The organism is Terribacillus halophilus, from assembly GCF_900101385.1.
Classification (GTDB): Bacteria; Bacillota; Bacilli; order Bacillales; family Amphibacillaceae; genus Terribacillus; species Terribacillus halophilus.
Genome location: NZ_FMZB01000010.1, coordinates 64135 through 81095, shown reverse-complemented (window position 1 = coordinate 81095; position 16961 = coordinate 64135). Strand labels below are relative to the sequence as shown.

At 46.6% G+C, this 16961-nt stretch carries 21 protein-coding genes and 1 other annotated feature; of the genes, 4 read left to right on the top strand and 17 right to left on the bottom strand.

All coding sequences use genetic code 11. The features are described from left to right. The first annotated feature begins 56 nt into the window (after positions 1 to 56). Positions 57 to 269 (top strand): small acid-soluble spore protein SspI, encoded by a 213-nt coding sequence (gene sspI, locus BLQ53_RS15530; RefSeq protein ID WP_093728224.1) that lies wholly within the window; start codon positions 57 to 59, stop codon positions 267 to 269. A 79-nt stretch (positions 270 to 348) separates the two neighbouring features. Next, positions 349 to 960: a lytic transglycosylase domain-containing protein gene (locus BLQ53_RS15525; RefSeq protein WP_244499365.1), complete on the top strand. Its 612-nt coding sequence runs from the start codon at positions 349 to 351 to the stop codon at positions 958 to 960. Positions 961 to 993: 33 nt separating this feature from the next. Here the strand turns inward: BLQ53_RS15525 and BLQ53_RS15520 are convergent, their stop codons facing one another. Then, positions 994 to 2073, bottom strand: a complete 1080-nt coding sequence (locus BLQ53_RS15520; RefSeq protein ID WP_093728223.1) for a M42 family metallopeptidase — start codon at positions 2071 to 2073, stop codon at positions 994 to 996. Positions 2074 to 2092: 19 nt separating this feature from the next. Further along, positions 2093 to 2581: a dUTP diphosphatase gene (locus tag BLQ53_RS15515; protein WP_093728222.1), complete on the bottom strand. Its 489-nt coding sequence runs from the start codon at positions 2579 to 2581 to the stop codon at positions 2093 to 2095. A gap of 113 nt (positions 2582 to 2694) precedes the next feature. Here BLQ53_RS15515 and BLQ53_RS15510 point away from each other — a divergent pair, with 113 nt between their 5' ends. Beyond that, a complete protein-coding gene (locus BLQ53_RS15510; protein ID WP_093728221.1) occupies positions 2695 to 3069 on the top strand; it encodes a hypothetical protein in 375 nt (124 codons plus the stop codon). Positions 3070 to 3101: 32 nt separating this feature from the next. Here BLQ53_RS15510 and BLQ53_RS15505 read toward each other — a convergent pair whose 3' ends face one another. The 5 genes from BLQ53_RS15505 to infC form a co-directional block, all read right to left on the bottom strand. After that, the gene (locus tag BLQ53_RS15505; protein ID WP_093728220.1) at positions 3102 to 3674 is read right to left on the bottom strand and encodes a TVP38/TMEM64 family protein; all 573 of its coding nucleotides are present in this window, start codon (positions 3672 to 3674) and stop codon (positions 3102 to 3104) included. 78 nt (positions 3675 to 3752) lie between these two features. After that, a complete protein-coding gene (locus BLQ53_RS15500) occupies positions 3753 to 4013 on the bottom strand; it encodes a DUF1294 domain-containing protein (protein ID WP_093728219.1) in 261 nt (86 codons plus the stop codon). Positions 4014 to 4066: 53 nt separating this feature from the next. After that, positions 4067 to 4423 carry a 50S ribosomal protein L20 gene (rplT, locus tag BLQ53_RS15495; RefSeq protein WP_093728218.1) on the bottom strand — a complete coding sequence of 119 codons (357 nt, stop codon included), beginning with the start codon at positions 4421 to 4423 and terminating at the stop codon, positions 4067 to 4069. Positions 4424 to 4462: 39 nt separating this feature from the next. Next, complete coding sequence (rpmI, locus tag BLQ53_RS15490; RefSeq protein ID WP_093728217.1) at positions 4463 to 4657, bottom strand: 50S ribosomal protein L35; 195 nt, start codon at positions 4655 to 4657, stop codon at positions 4463 to 4465. Between the two features lie 26 nt (positions 4658 to 4683). Beyond that, complete coding sequence (gene infC / locus BLQ53_RS15485; RefSeq protein ID WP_093728216.1) at positions 4684 to 5208, bottom strand: translation initiation factor IF-3; 525 nt, start codon at positions 5206 to 5208, stop codon at positions 4684 to 4686. Between the two features lie 80 nt (positions 5209 to 5288). Further along, positions 5289 to 5411, bottom strand: a sequence feature (ribosomal protein L20 leader region). A 190-nt stretch (positions 5412 to 5601) separates the two neighbouring features. On the opposite strand from infC, the gene BLQ53_RS15480 reads away from it, so the two are divergent. Beyond that, complete coding sequence (locus BLQ53_RS15480; protein WP_093728215.1) at positions 5602 to 6093, top strand: DUF1648 domain-containing protein; 492 nt, start codon at positions 5602 to 5604, stop codon at positions 6091 to 6093. Positions 6094 to 6191: 98 nt separating this feature from the next. On the opposite strand, the gene thrS is transcribed toward BLQ53_RS15480, so the two are convergent. The 10 genes from thrS to mutM form a co-directional block, all read right to left on the bottom strand. Further along, positions 6192 to 8138, bottom strand: a complete 1947-nt coding sequence (gene thrS / locus BLQ53_RS15475) for a threonine--tRNA ligase (RefSeq protein ID WP_093728214.1) — start codon at positions 8136 to 8138, stop codon at positions 6192 to 6194. A 322-nt stretch (positions 8139 to 8460) separates the two neighbouring features. Next, positions 8461 to 9276: a sporulation protein YtxC gene (gene ytxC / locus BLQ53_RS15470; protein WP_244499368.1), complete on the bottom strand. Its 816-nt coding sequence runs from the start codon at positions 9274 to 9276 to the stop codon at positions 8461 to 8463. A 108-nt stretch (positions 9277 to 9384) separates the two neighbouring features. Continuing rightward, on the bottom strand, positions 9385 to 10320 hold the full coding sequence (gene dnaI / locus BLQ53_RS15465) for a primosomal protein DnaI (RefSeq protein WP_093728212.1): 936 nt from the start codon (positions 10318 to 10320) through the stop codon (positions 9385 to 9387). A 26-nt stretch (positions 10321 to 10346) separates the two neighbouring features. Next, complete coding sequence (locus tag BLQ53_RS15460; protein ID WP_093728211.1) at positions 10347 to 11702, bottom strand: replication initiation and membrane attachment family protein; 1356 nt, start codon at positions 11700 to 11702, stop codon at positions 10347 to 10349. A gap of 29 nt (positions 11703 to 11731) precedes the next feature. Further along, positions 11732 to 12196: a transcriptional regulator NrdR gene (gene nrdR / locus BLQ53_RS15455; RefSeq protein ID WP_093728210.1), complete on the bottom strand. Its 465-nt coding sequence runs from the start codon at positions 12194 to 12196 to the stop codon at positions 11732 to 11734. Positions 12197 to 12338: 142 nt separating this feature from the next. Further along, entirely contained in the window at positions 12339 to 13574 is a 1236-nt protein-coding gene (gene fabF / locus BLQ53_RS15450) for a beta-ketoacyl-ACP synthase II (RefSeq protein ID WP_093728209.1), read from the bottom strand. Between the two features lie 186 nt (positions 13575 to 13760). After that, entirely contained in the window at positions 13761 to 14135 is a 375-nt protein-coding gene (gene speD, locus BLQ53_RS15445) for an adenosylmethionine decarboxylase (RefSeq protein ID WP_093728208.1), read from the bottom strand. 236 nt (positions 14136 to 14371) lie between these two features. Next, positions 14372 to 15403: a glyceraldehyde-3-phosphate dehydrogenase gene (locus BLQ53_RS15440; RefSeq protein WP_093728207.1), complete on the bottom strand. Its 1032-nt coding sequence runs from the start codon at positions 15401 to 15403 to the stop codon at positions 14372 to 14374. 96 nt (positions 15404 to 15499) lie between these two features. Further along, on the bottom strand, positions 15500 to 16108 hold the full coding sequence (gene coaE / locus BLQ53_RS15435; protein WP_093728206.1) for a dephospho-CoA kinase: 609 nt from the start codon (positions 16106 to 16108) through the stop codon (positions 15500 to 15502). A 14-nt stretch (positions 16109 to 16122) separates the two neighbouring features. Further along, the gene (mutM, locus tag BLQ53_RS15430; protein WP_093728205.1) at positions 16123 to 16947 is read right to left on the bottom strand and encodes a DNA-formamidopyrimidine glycosylase; all 825 of its coding nucleotides are present in this window, start codon (positions 16945 to 16947) and stop codon (positions 16123 to 16125) included. Positions 16948 to 16961 lie beyond the last annotated feature (14 nt).

Below are 16961 nucleotides of genomic sequence, written 5' to 3'. Positions count from 1 at the left end.
TACATAGTTTTACAAGCAGCGGTCAAACTATAAAAAAATTGAGGAGGTGCTCATGCATGGATATAAATATTCGCAGTGCCATCTATGCCAATATCAAGAACAATAATGAAGAACAGCTGGAAGCTACGATTGCGGATTCCATTGACGGAAGAGAAGTGCTTCTTCCCGGTCTAGGCGTACTATTCGAGCTGATTTGGAAAAACGCCAGTGACCAGGAAAAGCAGGAAATGGTCGATGTACTAGCCAAGGGTGTCCAAGCCCAGGCGTAAAGCGCATGAAATAGGTCTTGTCTCCCAGGTACGTTTGAGCTACAATTGGATTAACAATATGTGACAGGAGATATGTTTTTTGGATACATCTTATCTGCTTTCCACACTTAGTCCAACGATGCTCGCCACTTACCAACAAAGAGGAGCCTTTTCATCGTCCGTAAATTCAAGCCAATCCTTCAGCGACCTGCTTATGCAGTCGATGAATACTAGTTCTCCGGTTCGATTGAACCCCTATGTAACAATGAGCACAATGACGCAAAGCGTACCAGCTTCACCATCCGTTACGGAGAGCACTGCCGACAGTTCCGGCAATAAGAAAATTGATGCTATCATATCCGAGGCAGCCGAAAGATACGGAGTCGATGAAAAGCTCATCCGCTCCGTCATCCAAGCGGAATCTAATTTCAATCCACTGGCTAAAAGCGGTGCAGGTGCACAGGGCTTGATGCAGCTGATGCCCGCCACAGCAGCTGGACTCGGTGTGACGAACAGCTTCGATCCAGAACAGAACGTGATGGCGGGTACAAAATACCTGAAACAGATGCTTGACCGCTATGATGGCAATACAAGCCTTGCCTTGGCTGCATATAATGCAGGACCAGGCAACGTCGATAAATATAATGGCATCCCGCCATTTACCGAAACGACGAAATATGTCAGCAAAATCATGGGCAGTTATCTAGCATAAAAACCAGCTTCCATTCGGAAGCTGGTTTTTTCTTTAGTTATAAGTGATATGTTCGACTGTATCTTTATCCAGTTTGCGGATGACAGCAGTCAACAGTTTCACCGTGTTATCATAATCATCTTCATGCAGCATGGCCGCGTGGGTGTGAATATAGCGCGTCGGGATACCGATCGTTATACTCGGGACTCCAACACCTGTCAGATGGATGCTGCCTGCATCTGTCGCTCCGCCTTTGATGGTGTCGTATTGATACGGGATTTCAAGTTCTTCTGCTGTCTGGATGACCAAATCACGCAAACCCTTATGGGCAATATGTGCAGCATCGTACAAGACGATCTGCGGGCCTGCACCGAGCTTGCCTGTCGCTTCCCTGTCACTGATGCCAGGAGTATCCCCGGCAATACCTGTATCAACAGCAAAAGCAATGTCCGGACCTATCTTATTGGCAGAAGTCGTGGCGCCGCGTCTCCTCACTTCTTCTTGGACAGTACCGACACCATAAACAGTCGCTTCTTTGTCTGTGTTATGCAAATCTTTAAGGACATCGATTGCAACTGCACAGCCAATACGATTATCCCAAGCTTTTGCCAAAAGCAATTTCTCGTTCTTCATCTTCGTGAATTCGAAATAAGGCACAACCGAATCCCCAGGGCGAACACCGAATGCTTCTGCTTCTTCCTTGCTGCTGGCTCCGATATCGATGAACATCTCCTCTACGGAAGCAGGTTTTTTTCGTTTTTCAAGCGACAATAGGTGTGGCGGCTTGGAGCCGATGATGCCGACCAGCTCACCATTTTTCGTATGGACGGTCACACGCTGTGCAAGCATCACCTGACTCCACCACCCGCCAAGCGTCTGGAAGTATAAAAAGCCATTGTTATCGATGCGCGTGACCGTGAAGCCGATCTCATCGAGATGACCGGCAACCATTACTTTCGGTCCGTCTGCTCTGCTGCCTTTTTGTGTCGCAATCAAGCTTCCCAGATTATCGGTCGTTACCTCATCGGAAAATGGAGAGATGTATGCACGCATCACCTTGCGGATACCTGCTTCATCACCCGGAACACCTGGTGCATCGGTCAAGCTTTTCAGCATCTTCAATTTATCATTCATTGTGCAGACCTCCCCTGGTTCAATAGCCTTGATCTTGTCTTGTATGATTCACTTCATTTTTCTGCTTATAAGCCTCTAGAATCGAGGCTTCACTAAAGCCGAGCAGCTGCCCAAGCAGGAGGAAGCTTTGGAAAAGCGCTTCGTATGTTTTTTGTACTGGTTCGGCATGAAAAGCACCGATTGCACGGTACAGCTCCAGGAATGCATCTGTCTGATCGACTCTTTTATCAGATAGCGGTGCAGATGTATAAACATGACCTCTATCCAGCCCGAGTGACAGGATGAAATGCAGCCCATCCACATATTCCTCCAAAATGACACTTTGCTCACTTGGACCTTTTTTGCTCCAAAATTTGAAACAGCGAGTTTCGTTGGCTAATTCTCCGATTTCAACCTGAAGGGCTAGTATTTTCTTGCGGAATATATCCCCGCGATCCGCTGATTCCAGCTTGTCTTCGATGTAGGCATCCAGCTCGCGCTGTTTTCTGAAAAGGTATTCGTAATCCATAGTTAAGTCTCCTTCTTGCGTTATTCCTATGTAGGGAGGGTATAGTAAAACAGATGAAACTTCTTCTTTAGCGTAATCGTATCTATACAAAAAGTAAAGGAGGCCTGCTCGCTGTGAAGATTATTTTTCTCCTGTTGCTGGCAGGTGCAGCAATTCTTTTGTTTTACACCGTCATGAAAGCAAGGAAGGACCCAGTCAGTGATCCGTCCCGTTTGGATACCGAAGAAGTAGAGTACCGTGAACAATACGATCATCATTTTACACTCAGTTACCGCGGCTATCGCATGATCGGAAAGAAATATTTACACCCCAGGGAAGATAGCATCGAAGTGACCAAGGTTGTGATGAACGCAGTCCATCCAGACCAGCTATCCGGCTTTTCCCGAAACGATCTATATAAAATGGAAGAATGTATCCTGAGCCATTTTCCTTATGCGTCCATTGAATGGAAGCAACCGGTAAAAGAGCTCGTCCTGACAGAAATATAAAAAACACTGGAGCTTGTGCAAGCACCAGTGTTTTATGCACTTTCCTTGAAAAACTCTTCCCATTTGATCGTAAATTCCTTCTTGCGCATCAGGTAAATACAGATCAGGAGGATGATCATGACGCCACCGATTGCTGCTGGCGGCAGGTAGCGCAGCCAAGTGCCCGCAAAAGAATAAGCAGCAGCAAGCGGGATGCTTGATAAAAAAGAAGCTTTCCCATAAGACCTCCAGTTGCGGTTTGTCTCCATCAAGCATACGCTCAAAATGTGAAAGTGGATGAAAGGAACTAGCCGCATCAGGGCGACCTGAGATGTTGTAAAGCTCGTATGTCTGCCGATAAGCTTCTGTTTCAGCATGAGAATCCGGTTTGCCGATCGCGGAAACCGCTGAGCAATAGCATAAAACAGCAGACTGGATGCCGTAATACCAATGACGGACAGGATGGTACCGGCTACAGCACCGAACAGTATCCCTCCTGAAATACATAGAAAAACAACAGGCAGAAATAAAGCAGGTCGCAGCAGATACAGGAAAATGAACAAAAGCGGGGCAAACAACCCGCCAGTTGCGACGACCGTCAACATTACTGAGCCAACCTGATCCATTGCTGCTCACTCCCTCTAAGATGTCCTTAATATATATGACAGGAGACGAGCCTTTATGACAAGCACATGGCATTTATCTTACAAGAAGTAGAGAATCAGGAGAACATGCACGGCGACAAGACATGGAAAGCCGATAACAAACGCGGTATGCTTCGTTTTATGTCGGAATACTTGCATCCCGGCCCAGCCTCCAAGTGCCCCGCCGATGACAGCGGTGATCCAGAGCCTCCGTTCACTGATACGCCATTCATGCATCCTCGCTCTTCGTTTATCGATTCCCATCCAGCTGAACAGCAGGATATTGACAACCAGCAGATACAGACTAAACATTGGCAACATATAGATCCCTCTCTATATAAAAAGCCGCTATCCATGGATAGCGGCTTTTCAACTTATTTCAATGCGTCTTTTGCTTTGGAAGCAAGTTGTGCGAATGCTTTTTCGTCAGAGATTGCAAGCTCAGAAAGCATTTTGCGGTTCACTTCGATACCAGCAAGTTTAAGACCGTGCATCAAACGGCTGTAAGAAAGATCGTTCATACGTGCAGCAGCGTTGATACGTGCGATCCATAGTTTACGGAAGTCACGTTTTTTCTGTCTGCGGTCACGGTATGCATACTGACCGGATTTGATTACTTGTTGTTTTGCAGTTTTGAATAGTGCGTGTTTCGCACCGTAATAACCTTTAGCTAACTTAAGAACGCGTTTACGACGCTGACGCGTTACTGTTCCACCTTTTACACGTGGCATAGTATTCCCTCCTATAGGACAAATAAGTCTTGAAATTTATTATTTAGGTAGCATTTGTTTGATGCGTTTAAGATCACCAGCAGAAACAAGTGCATCTTTGCGAAGCTTGCGTTTCTGTTTAGTGGATTTATTGGCAGCCAAGTGGCTAGTGTAACCGTGGTTACGGCTTACTTTTCCAGAACCTGTTTTTTTGAAACGTTTAGCAGACCCGCTGTGGGTTTTCATTTTTGGCATCGTATTTCCTCCTTATATCCTTCGGCTTACTGCTTCTCTACTGTCGGGGCAAGCATCATGAACATGCTGCGGCCTTCCATTTTTGCTTTCATTTCGACCGTTGCAACGTCTTTGCACTCTTCCGCCAGCTTCTCGAGAACTTGTTGGCCTAATTCTTTATGCGTAATGGCACGTCCGCGGAAACGAACAGAAGCCTTTACTTTATCGCCTTTTTCAAGAAACTTACGCGCATTGCGAAGTTTTGTATTGAAGTCGTGATCCTCGATACCAGGGCTCAAGCGAACTTCTTTCACGTTGATTATTTTCTGGTTCTTACGCGCTTCTTTTTCTTTTTTCTGTTGTTCAAAGCGGTATTTACCATAATCCATAATCCGGCACACGGGTGGTTTTGCGTTTGCAGCCACAAGCACCAAATCAAGATTTCTTGTTTGTGCGATTTCTAATGCTTCTTGACGGGATTTTACGCCAAGCTGGTCACCGTTTGAATCAATGAGTCGAACCTCACGTGCGCGAATTTTCTCATTGATATTCGTATCTTTGCTAATAATCATCCACCTCCAGGATATTTTGGGAAACTTATGATCGGGGACAAGATATCCGCCGCTTATCAGTTAAACATGGTTGTAAAAAAAGCATAAAAAAAATGCCGGTACGCATACGGCACCCACACTTGTCCTAAAACACTGTTTATCAAAACCTGCCAACTGCCAAGCGGCGTCAATCAGGTGAGAAGTGGGTACTTCTGCTTGTCTCAGATCACATATTTATTTCACTTTTACAATCTTATCATAGCTGATGTATGCTGTCAATCATATTGGAGCCCATTAATCCTGCTCAACTAATGTAACACATTCTTTTGATACTGGCAACCTCTCGTTTTAAATTATTATAGCTGGAACCTATTCCCCATCTGTGCCGTAAGTAAACTAAGAGGTGATGAAAAGATGCAAAAAAAGCTTCATATACCGAAAACCCGTGCGGAAAAAGTTTGGGACTTCTTCGGGATTGGCGGCTATCTAGCTACGATTACCTTCTTGATCGTGATTTGGCAGCAGCTCCCCGACCAAGTACCTCTCCATATGGGGCTGAGCGGACACGTCGATGACTGGGCGGCAAAAGAAAGTATGCTTCTCCTCCCGGCTATCAGTATACCTATGTTCACAATCATGCACCTATTGGGGAAGTATCCCCATATACACAATTACCCGAAACGACTGAATGACGAAAACGCAGCTGCATTTTATCAGCTGAGCCAGAAAATGGTCAATAAGCTGAAGAATATTTGTGTACTGGTCTTTTGTTTCATTGATGTGGAATTCAGTATGATCGCTTTAGGCTGGGTAGATGATGGAAATGGGTGGACAATGATCGTCATATTGCTAGCTGTCTTTTACCCTATTGTGGAAGGGATGATAAAGCAGCGTAAAATCAAGTGATATTTTCATTTTTATAAACCTGATACTTTTAGCTCTTCACCACTATCAAACAAAAAAACCTCCCACCACTGCAGCAGTGGTGAAAGGATTCCTCTCTATTACTTACGCAAAACACGATTAGCTACTTCGTCTTTAATTTCCGCAACGAAAGCCTTGAGATCTTTCGTTTCAGACTGCTTTTCTCCATAACGGCGGATGTTTACCGCTTGGTCGCTTACTTCTTGGTCGCCGACGACGATCTGGAATGGAATCTTCTGTACTTGTGCTTCGCGGATCTTATAGCCGATTTTCTCTTCGCGCTCATCCACTTGCACACGGATTCCTTCCATACGGAGGGCATCCTCCACTTGGCGCGCATATGCCAAATGGGCGTCAGGGGAAACCGGGATGATTTTTGCTTGTACTGGTGCAAGCCATGTCGGGAAGGCACCTTTGTATTCTTCGATCAAGAAGGCAACGAAACGTTCCATAGTCGATACGACACCGCGGTGAATAACAACCGGACGATGTTCTTTACCGTCTTCACCAATGTAAGTAAGGTCGAAACGTTCTGGCAAGTGGAAGTCCAATTGAACAGTGGACAGTGTCTCATCTTTACCAAGGGCAGTCTTCACCTGTACGTCAAGCTTCGGACCATAGAATGCCGCTTCGCCTTCTGCTTCAACATAATCAAGCTCAAGATCTTCCATTGTTTCTTTCAGCATGGCTTGCGCTTTATCCCACATTGCATCATTGTCTACATACTTCTCTTTATCTTCTGGATCACGGTAAGAAAGACGGAAGTGATAATCCTCGATACCGAAGTCTTTGTACACGGCTTGTACGAGGTTGACTACACGGATGAACTCGTCTTTCAATTGATCCGGGCGTGCGAAGATATGCGCATCATTCAATGTCATCGCACGAACGCGCTGCAAGCCGGCAAGGGCTCCGGACATTTCATGACGGTGCATTGTTCCTAGCTCTGCGATACGAATCGGCAGACTGCGGTAGCTGTGCAATTCATTTTTGTACACCATCATATGGTGCGGGCAGTTCATCGGACGAAGTACCAGGTCTTCATTGTCCATTTCCATTGGCGGGAACATGTCATCTTTGTAATGATCCCAGTGTCCGCTTGTTTTATAAAGATCTACACTGCCCAGTACTGGTGTATAGACGTGATCATAGCCAAGTTTTTCTTCCAAATCGACGATATAGCGCTCGATTGTACGGCGGATTGTTGCACCTTTTGGCAGCCATAGCGGCAAACCTTGACCGACTTTCTGATTGACAGTGAACAATTCCAGTTCTTTTCCTAGTTTGCGATGGTCGCGTTCTTTCGCTTCCTCCAGCATTTTCAAGTGGTGATCCAATTCACTCTTCTTCTCAAAAGCAGTACCGTAGATTCGCTGCAGCATTTGGTTGTCGCTGTTTCCTCTCCAGTAGGCACCAGAGATGCTTAGCAGCTTGAACACTTTGATTTTGCCTGTAGATGGAACGTGGATACCGCGGCATAGGTCGAAGAATTCGCCTTGCTCGTAGATAGTTACATCTTGATCTTCCGGAATGGCGTCGATCAATTCCAGTTTCAACTCATCGCCGATTTCTCGGAACATCGCTTTTGCTTCGTCACGGCTGACAACCTTGCGGACGATCGGAAGGTTAGCATCGACGATCCGCTGCATTTCTTTCTCAATTTTCGGAAGATCTTCCGGTGTGATGGAATCTTCCAGATCCATATCGTAATAGAAACCATTCTCGATTACTGGTCCAACACCGAATTGTACGTTTCCGTAAATACGTTTCACTGCCTGTGCAAGCAAATGCGCAGCAGAGTGGCGCATGATTTCCACGCCTTGTTCCTGTTTAAGCGTGACGATTTCGATTGCTCCACCGTTTGGCAGCGGCGTGCGCAAATCAAATGCAATGCCGTCGACATTGACTGCGATTGCCTGTTTCTTCAAACCTGATGAAATGGAGCCTGCGATATCTTCGCCAGTCGTTCCAGCCGGAAACTCTTTTTTTGCTCCATCTGGGAAAATGAATTCTAATACTTCTGCCATTGTTCTTTCCTCCTAAATATAAAAAGCCCGTCCCTTTGCACAGTAAATGTGTACAAAGGGACGAGCGTTCGTCTCGTGGTTCCACCCTAATTCCCGGTGATGGTCACCGGCTCAAGGATCTGTAACGCAGATCAGACGCCGCCGGTTTCCTTTCGTCCCCCGGCAGAGCTGTAAAAGGCGGTAACAGCAAAGCTTGTGCAGGAAGCTTTCAGCCCAGGCTTCCCTCTCTATGAGCGCAAACGGTATTGCTATCATGTCCTTTATTGTCGCTTCTTGATATAAAGTAAGTATAAGCGCTAAAGCGTTAAAATGCAAGGACATGCTAATACATGGAGAAAGGAAATTGATGTAAGGGAAGATACGCGGCTCTTTCCTGAAAAATATTAATGATCGTGAGTGTTTTTGGTTCAGAAGGATGATCACCATATAAATAGATCTTCTGTGGAGACATGGCAATCAGCGGTGTTATGTTTTTTTCTTGTTTTCCTAGTCCAGCAAGGAAAAGCGGCTCTTCCTCCGCTAACGCAGCAATTTCCTCGTCGGAAAAAGGAGTACCGTCGTCTTTATAAAAGGAAAAATCACGACCTTGTATGACATGTATCACGGATGAGGAGTTAATTGGCTTTTTCCCGATATATTCCCTCAGCGACTCCACATACATCTGATACTCTTCTTCCCGCTTGTATTCTTCTATCGCATCACCGACTATTTCAATCAACGCCTCTCTGTATCCATTGCTGCGAAATTGAATGACTGCATCAAAAAACACCCTGATATGCTTGGCAGCGATCTCCTGAAAAGCCTGGGTGATCTGCTGACGGGACATGCTTGGCTCTTTTGCTGTTTCTTCGTACATATCTCCCACGATTATCGTATGTGTCAATTCAGCTATACGTTTTATCGCTTCTTCATCCTTATAATAATAGACTTCCTTGGCAATTTGCTTGATCCATTCCGTCTCCCGATGATGCAGGAATGTTTCCACCAAGGCCATCGCAATCCGCCTGTGATAGCCATCATGAACTGTCGCCACATAACCCCAGCGGGCATCTTCATCCACATAAACCTGCTTTGTCCCATCCAGCATAGCCAGGCATGAACAGAATGTATCCATCTCTTTTTTTGATTTGATAAACACTTTACGCAATATCAACCACCCTCGCCACTATCAACTGTTACATTATATGGGCGCAGAATGGAAATATGAGCCTAAAAAAAGACAAGCCGGTTTTGGCTTGTCTTAAAATCAATCGTTTCTTCTATTTTTTCCGAATAACGGCACCTCGGTTGCGACTCGTTTGATCCTCTCCATGATCCTGCCAGCTTTCACACGTTCCACATCACCACGATTGGTCGTGGCAATCTGCTGCTCCAGCTGCGCTATGGAATAATTGGATGTGAAGAAGACCGGCAGCCGCTCCATCATACGATAATGAAGGATGGATCCAAGTATCTCATCCCGGAACCAAGCCGACTGCGATTCAGCACCGATATCATCCAGCATCAGTACTGGTGTCTTTTTGAACAACTCGACTTTCTCATTGACAGAGTCGTCTTTAAGGGATGCTTTCATTTCACGGACAAACTCCGGCATATAAATGAGCATGCTGGAGATGTTCCGTTCGGCCAGATAATTAGCGATGGCTCCAAGGAAATAGGTTTTACCCACACCGAATGGTCCATAAAAATACAGACCCTTCTCAGGGATGGCATCATCTGTCTGCTGAAGGAATTGCAACGTCTTCAGAATGGCCTGCTGCCGTTCCGGATCACCATGATCAAGCATTTCTGTCGTTGCCTTCAGTATATCTTTCGGCATGTACAGACTATTGATGCGCTCTTGCTGTTTCTGCCGCTCTTCGTGCTGCAGGCGGGAGTGGCATTTGTCGTAGGCAAGACGAATGGCATTCCCCTCCACTTCGAGCGTCGGCGTATAGCCATTCAGGATGTTCCGGCATTCCCCAAGCGACGGACAGTCCTGGCATTGCTTTGATTGTGTCGTATATTCGTAAAGGCGCATCAGATTCCGCTGGATATCCTGTTCGGTCAGCTGCGGATTTGCTTCCAGCACCGCTTTGACCTCAGGATCCTGCCTTACTTGCTGCTGTATGCGCTCAAAATTCTCTTTGAAATTGCTGTTTTTCTGCATCCACTTCCGCAAGGATGCTTGAATGGGTTCCATGCGTGCACTCCCTTCCTGCTATTTCTTTAGACTCGATGCTTATTTGCATTGAACTGCTTGAGCATTTCTGCTACATCAGCATCTGGCACAGCTGTACTGGCCGGTGCTTCTGCCTTGTCTTTTTTGTCGAACCATTCCGGGACAACTTCCGCACGTCCTGCCGTCTTCCTTCTTGCTGCGGGTTGGTTCGTACTGCTCGCTGTGTTCCACGGCTGGTTGCTGCTCTTGGCAAGCTCCATTGCTTCCCGGACAGTACTAACTTTTTTACGAGCCCAGTGTGCCGCGATTTTCTCCATATACGCTTTCGATAGCTTCATATCAGACTTCAAGAGCACATAATAAACGAGCACATTCATGATGCCCGGCGCCATACCTTGCTCGGCCATCACATCACGAATGATCTTCAAGTCGGCAGCAGCTGCTGTTCCGTTACCGGATATATCCTCCAACAGCTGCTTTGGAGATATCGTCTCCAGCAGCTGGATAAGCTGTTCTTGTTTGGTTGAAGCATGCAGTTCCTGCTTGGCATCTTTTGGCGGGAGCTCCATAACTTTTTTTTCAGCCGTCTTGGGCCGGGCCAAAAACAGGTCATGACAAGCCACTTTGAACTCTGCAGGAATTAACTCATGCTTATCCGAAACAGCCCAAAGCAAAGCCTTGTCCAGTTCCGGGGAAGTCAGGCTATACAGGACTGCCATTGATTCAAGCAGTTTTCGATTTCTGGGTGTAAGAATCACTTCCGGATCGAGCATCCGCTGTTTCAGTGATTGACTCAGCCAGTCGAAATCCACTACATCCGTTTCGATGGAAGGTCCCCGCTTTTGATCCGAAGCACTTGATGCTGTCACCAGCGGCTGAACAGTCCGTTTCGTCAGCTGTCCTGCCGAAAAGACAGCCTCGAACGATGCAGTGATCTCTTCGGCTTCTTCCGGCAGTTCTTCCTCTTTGATAAAGAGACTACGCATTTGCTTGAATCTGCTTTCCCCTAATTGGTGATACAAAAGCTGGGACAGCATGTCATCCTGGAAAAAGGCATCCGGTGAAAACGGTGCATACAAATCGTATGTATACACGTTTTCTTCGCCTTGCTTTTGAAACGTTCGAATAAGACCGATTGCCTCCAGCTGCAATCTTGCTTCATATAATTGGTCCATCGGTATTTCCAGCAGTGTCATCAGCATATGATGTGTTTTCGGTTCACAAGTGCCATGATGAACGACATATTCATTGACAAGCGTCTGATACAAAGACACTGCCCGTATTCCGAGCAGCGGCTGATACAAATGAGTCAATGACACCGAGTAGACTTCCGGGAGTGCCGACTTCATCCGGATCATATAACCATCAGCCGGCAGTAGCTTCCCGATATGCTGACTGTTCATACAATCTGTCCTTTCCTTCTTGCAAACTATTACTCTTTCTTATCTGTTTTGATCAAGTCCTTCAACTCTTCCAGGAAGACGCTGATATCTTTGAACTGGCGGTAAACAGATGCAAAACGTACATAAGCCACTTCATCCACTTCCGACAAATGTGCCATGACCATTTCGCCGATCTCCTTGCTCTGTACTTCGGATGTACCGCTGTTACGCAGTTCCTTCTCGACATCCGCTACGATATATTCAATCTGCTCCAATGCAACCGGGCGTTTTTCACAAGCTTTGATCAAGCCCCGCATGAGCTTTTCTTTGCTGAATTCTTCGCGCGTCCCTTCCTTTTTCACGACTATCAGCGGTGTTGCTTCAATACGTTCAAACGTGGTGAAGCGAAAGCCGCAGTCTTCACATTCCCTGCGTCGCCGGATGGAACGCCCTTCCTCGATGGGACGGGAGTCTAATACTTTTGTGCTTTTATATTGGCAGTTTGGACATCTCATGCCGATCCACCCCATTACTTCCGCAAGCCTCGACAGGCTTCGCGCATTTGCGACACTTCTGTATCGTCTTTTTCCTATTCTACCACGATTCAAGTGAAAAATCGAAGCGTTCTTCACCCCAACAAAAAAAGGTAGCCAAGGGCTACCCTTTCCATTTACGTAGTGCCAACACTGCATTATGTCCACCGAAACCAAAACCGTTCGACAGCGCAACGGACAATTCCTGCTCCACTGCTTCATTCGGTACACAAGACAAATCACAGTCCGGATCAGCATCCCGATAATTGATCGTTGGCGGTACGATGCCATCACGCAGTGCTTTCAATGTGATGATCGCCTCAACAGCTCCAGCTGCACCGAACAAATGACCTGTCATCGATTTCGTCGAGCTTATAAGCAATTCGCTTGCTTTATCCCCGAATACTTCCTTGATTGCTTTTGTTTCTACTTTATCACCTTCTGGTGTACTTGTAGCGTGGGCATTGATATAATCCACATCCCCAAGCTCTATGTCAGCCATTTGCATCGCCAGTTTCATCGCACGTGCAGGACCAAGATAGTTAGGTGCAGTAATATGATGCGCGTCTGTCGTAGAGCCATACCCCACTATTTCGCCAAGGATGGTTGCACCTCGTTTTTGCGCATGCTCAAGCTCTTCCAACACAAGAATGCCCGCTCCTTCCGACATGACGAATCCATCACGATTGGCATCGAATGGGGAACTTGCAGTCTCAGGTGTATCATTTTGCGTGCTCATTGCCCGCATTTTTGTAAAACCGGCATAAGCGAATGGCGTAATCGATGCTTCCGCTCCGCCAGCAAGAATAGCGTCTGCATAACCATGCTTGATATTAAGGAAAGCTTCCCCGATAGCATGGTTACCTGTCGCACAAGCAGATACCGGGGCAAAGCTAGGTCCACTGAATCCCGTTTTTATGGAGACGATCCCTGCCGCCATGTTGCTGATCATCATCGGCACCATGAACGGGGAAACACGCCGAGGTCCTTTTTCAATCATCGTCTGATGGTTATCTAAAATTGTATTCACTCCGCCAATACCGGAACCGATATATATGCCGACCCGCTCGGGGTTCACTGTTTCGGCTGACAGCTCCGCTTGTTCCATTGCTTGGACAGCTGCACCATAAGCAAATTGACTGTAAAGGTCATACCGTTCAATTTCCTTTTTATCAAGATATTGCTCCGGATCAAACCCACTGGCGATCCCGCCTATCTGCGAAGCTATACCAGCAAACTTTTCCGGATCAAGTTTCTTGATACCAGACTTACCGGCCTTGATATTATCCCAAAAAGTCTCCACATCCGCTCCAAGCGGTGTGACCGCTCCGTATCCAGTAACTACAACACGTCTATTCAAAAACATACCTTCTTTCTAGCAGTAACTATTAGTACCTGCTATTATATCGGAAGTCAAAATAAAAAGCGACCTTAAGCTATTCAATCCTTATGTATGTTTCCCACCTTTCCCAATCCAGATACTGCCTACGTTTGATTACATTAGAAAACCCTGCCTCAAAAGAGAGCAGGGTTGATTGTACTCATATCAATGTGATTTCGGCTGTACTGCCACAGGACCCATGCCCCGCGGAAGCTCGGCTTTCTCACATGTCTTGGCTTCAAGTGCGTCAATTATAAAATCAGTTGCTACGTTCGGGTCAATGATGTTGCCACAAGTGTAAACATCAATGCTGGCGTAGCCATGTTCCGGAAAACTATGGATTGTCAAATGCGATTCGGAGATGATGACCACCCCGCTCACACCATGCGGCGCAAATTTGTGGAAAGCAACCTCCCGTACTTCAGCTCCTGACTTCAATGCTGCATCAACGAAAATTTGCTCGATCAGCTGCATATCGTTCAGTTTCTCCGTGTTACAATCCCATAATTCCGCGATGACATGTCTTCCCATTGTATCCAATGTACTTCCCCCTTTTGAATATTTACCCAAAAAATAGATGCGTGAATTGCCACGGGGGAAAGTTAGTCCTAAGAGGTCCTAACCCTTTAAGCAGTCACTTAATGCATAAATCCTTCAGGAAAACATTTTTGAAAATATGCTTGTATGCAACAATGAATGCATGCAAAAAGTAGTATATAGTGTTTGTACCCGTTTGGCAAGCATACGTTCAAAATAAACAAAGAGGGGAAATTGACTTAGATGACTTCCGCTCGCTCTGCTTTGACAAGACCGCTGCCGACTAGCTTAGCCAAATCGACCACTCGGCAAGAATATCCCCATTCATTATCATACCAGGCAATTACTTTTATTTTTTTCCCTTCCATCACGATCGTCGATAGGCTATCGATTGTCGCTGATTGCGGCGTCGTCGTGTAATCGATGGAAACAAGCGGTTCTTCACTATAGGATAGGATACCTCGCATATCCGTTTCTGCTGCCGTACGGAATGCATCATTGACTTGTTCTGCTGTAACAGCCTCTTCCACATCCACCACCAAGTCAACAAGCGATACATTCGGAGTCGGAACACGCAACGCCATCCCATGCAGCTTGCCCTTTAGATGCGGCAATACTTCTGCAAGTGCTTTGGCAGCTCCGGTCGTCGTCGGAATGATCGATTGTGTACAGCCTCTGGCCCTACGGAGATCTTTATGGGGATTATCAATATTCTTCTGGTCATTTGTGAAAGAATGGACCGTCGTCATCAGGCCATTCTTGATCGTGAATCGCTCATCCAGTACTTTGACAACAGGTGCAAGGCAATTCGTCGTACAAGATGCATTGGAAACAACGTGATGCCCTTCGCTTTCGTAGATACGGTCATTAACACCGATTACAATCGTTGCGTCCACGTTTTTTCCCGGGGCTGTTATGACAACCTTCTTTGCGCCTGCATCCAAATGCGCAGAGGCAGCTTCCTGGGAACAGAATTTCCCGGTTGCTTCGATAACGACGTCCACCCCAAGCTCTGCCCAAGGCAGCTCATTAGGATCGCGCTCCCCTACGACGCGGATTTTTTTTCCTTCATAAACAATTGCACCTGCTTCTGCGGAAATCTCATTCTTCAAATTACCGTGTACACTGTCGTAACGCAAAAGGTGGGCCAGCGTCTCTGCCGGGTAGGAAGCATTCACTGCCACAATTTCCAAATCAGGCATTTCCATCGCTCGTCTGCAAACCAATCGTCCAATTCTGCCAAATCCATTAATCGCGATACGTGTTGTCATTCATATTGCCTCCTTAAATGTGTTACACTATATTGAAGATTTCTAAAAATAGTATAACATATTGGAAGGAAAATGCGAACACTAAAGGAGCCCTTTTTAATGGGCTCCTTCTATAATGTTCCATGATGTCAAAAGCTGCTTCAACTGCTCTTTCGTATCGTCTATGCTTCCATTATTATCAATGACTGCATCAGCCTTGGCGGCTTTGTCAGCCAATGGCATCTGGCTTGCGATCCGGTCCAATGCTGCTTGTTCCGTCAAGTTATTACGATGCATCAGCCGCTCCAACTGGACATCAAAATCGACGGAAACCACGACAACTTTATCGACTAGATGCAATTGATCACCTTCAAACAACAGCGGGATATCAAGAACAACTGCTGGATGTCCGGGTTTGAGCCGATCACGCGCAGCAGTCATCTTTTCCCTGACGACAGGATGTACAATACCGTTCAAGGCCTCCCGCTTACCTGAATCTCGAAAAATGATGCTGCCCAGCTTCGGCCGGTCCAGCGTCCCATCAGGAAGCAGGATTTCCGCTCCAAACGCATCGACTATGGCAGCCAACGCAGGCTCGCCAGGCTCGACGACTTCCCGGGCGACAACATCCGCATCGACGACCGGAATATCGTATTCCTTGAACAACGCGCTTACTGTACTTTTTCCAGATGCAATGCCTCCGGTCAGTCCGATTACAATGCCCATGGCTGGATCCTCCTTTATTGCTGACAGGCTGTGCAGAGATGTGTGCCTCTCCCGCCGACTTTGATTTTGATGATTTCCCTGCCGCAGTTCGGACATGGCGTTCCTTGCTGGCTGTACACGAGCAATTGTTTTTGGAACGTACCGATTTTTCCTTGACTGTTCACATAACTCCGAATCGTACTGCCGCCCTTTTCGACTGCATCCAGCAGTGTCTCAGCAGCAGCTTGCTGGATGCGGACTAATTCGATATCCTCAATCGACGAACCGCGGCGTTCCGGATGTACACCCGCTTTGAAAAGCGTCTCATCTACATAAATATTACCCAAGCCAGCCACCACCGACTGATCAAGCAAAATATTTTTGATCATCCGGCTGCTTCGCTGCACCTTTGCCTTGAAATAATCCAAAGTAAAAGATTCGTCGAAAGGCTCTGGTCCCACCAAGGTCAGCGGGGGTACGCCATACTCCTGTCCTTCCTTGAACAAGTGCATCGTACCGAATTTACGGACATCGTTATATCGAAGCTGTTCCCCATTCGTCAGGTGGAAGATGACATGGGTATGCTTGTCATCCGGCTCCGTTTCCGATTTGACGGAGAACTTCCCTTCCATCCGTAAGTGGGAAACAAGTACATCCCCATCCAAATAGAACATGAGGAACTTTCCTTTGCGGCCGATCGAGCGGAAAGTCTGCCCTTTCAGCCGCTCGATGAAGCTGTCTACGCCTTCATCGAATTTTATGATTTTAGGCCAGTGTACAGTGATATCTTCAATCGTCTTATCGACGACAAGCTGTTCCAGTGTCCTCCTGGCTGTTTCTACCTCTGGTAATTCTGGCATTCCTTGTCCTTCTT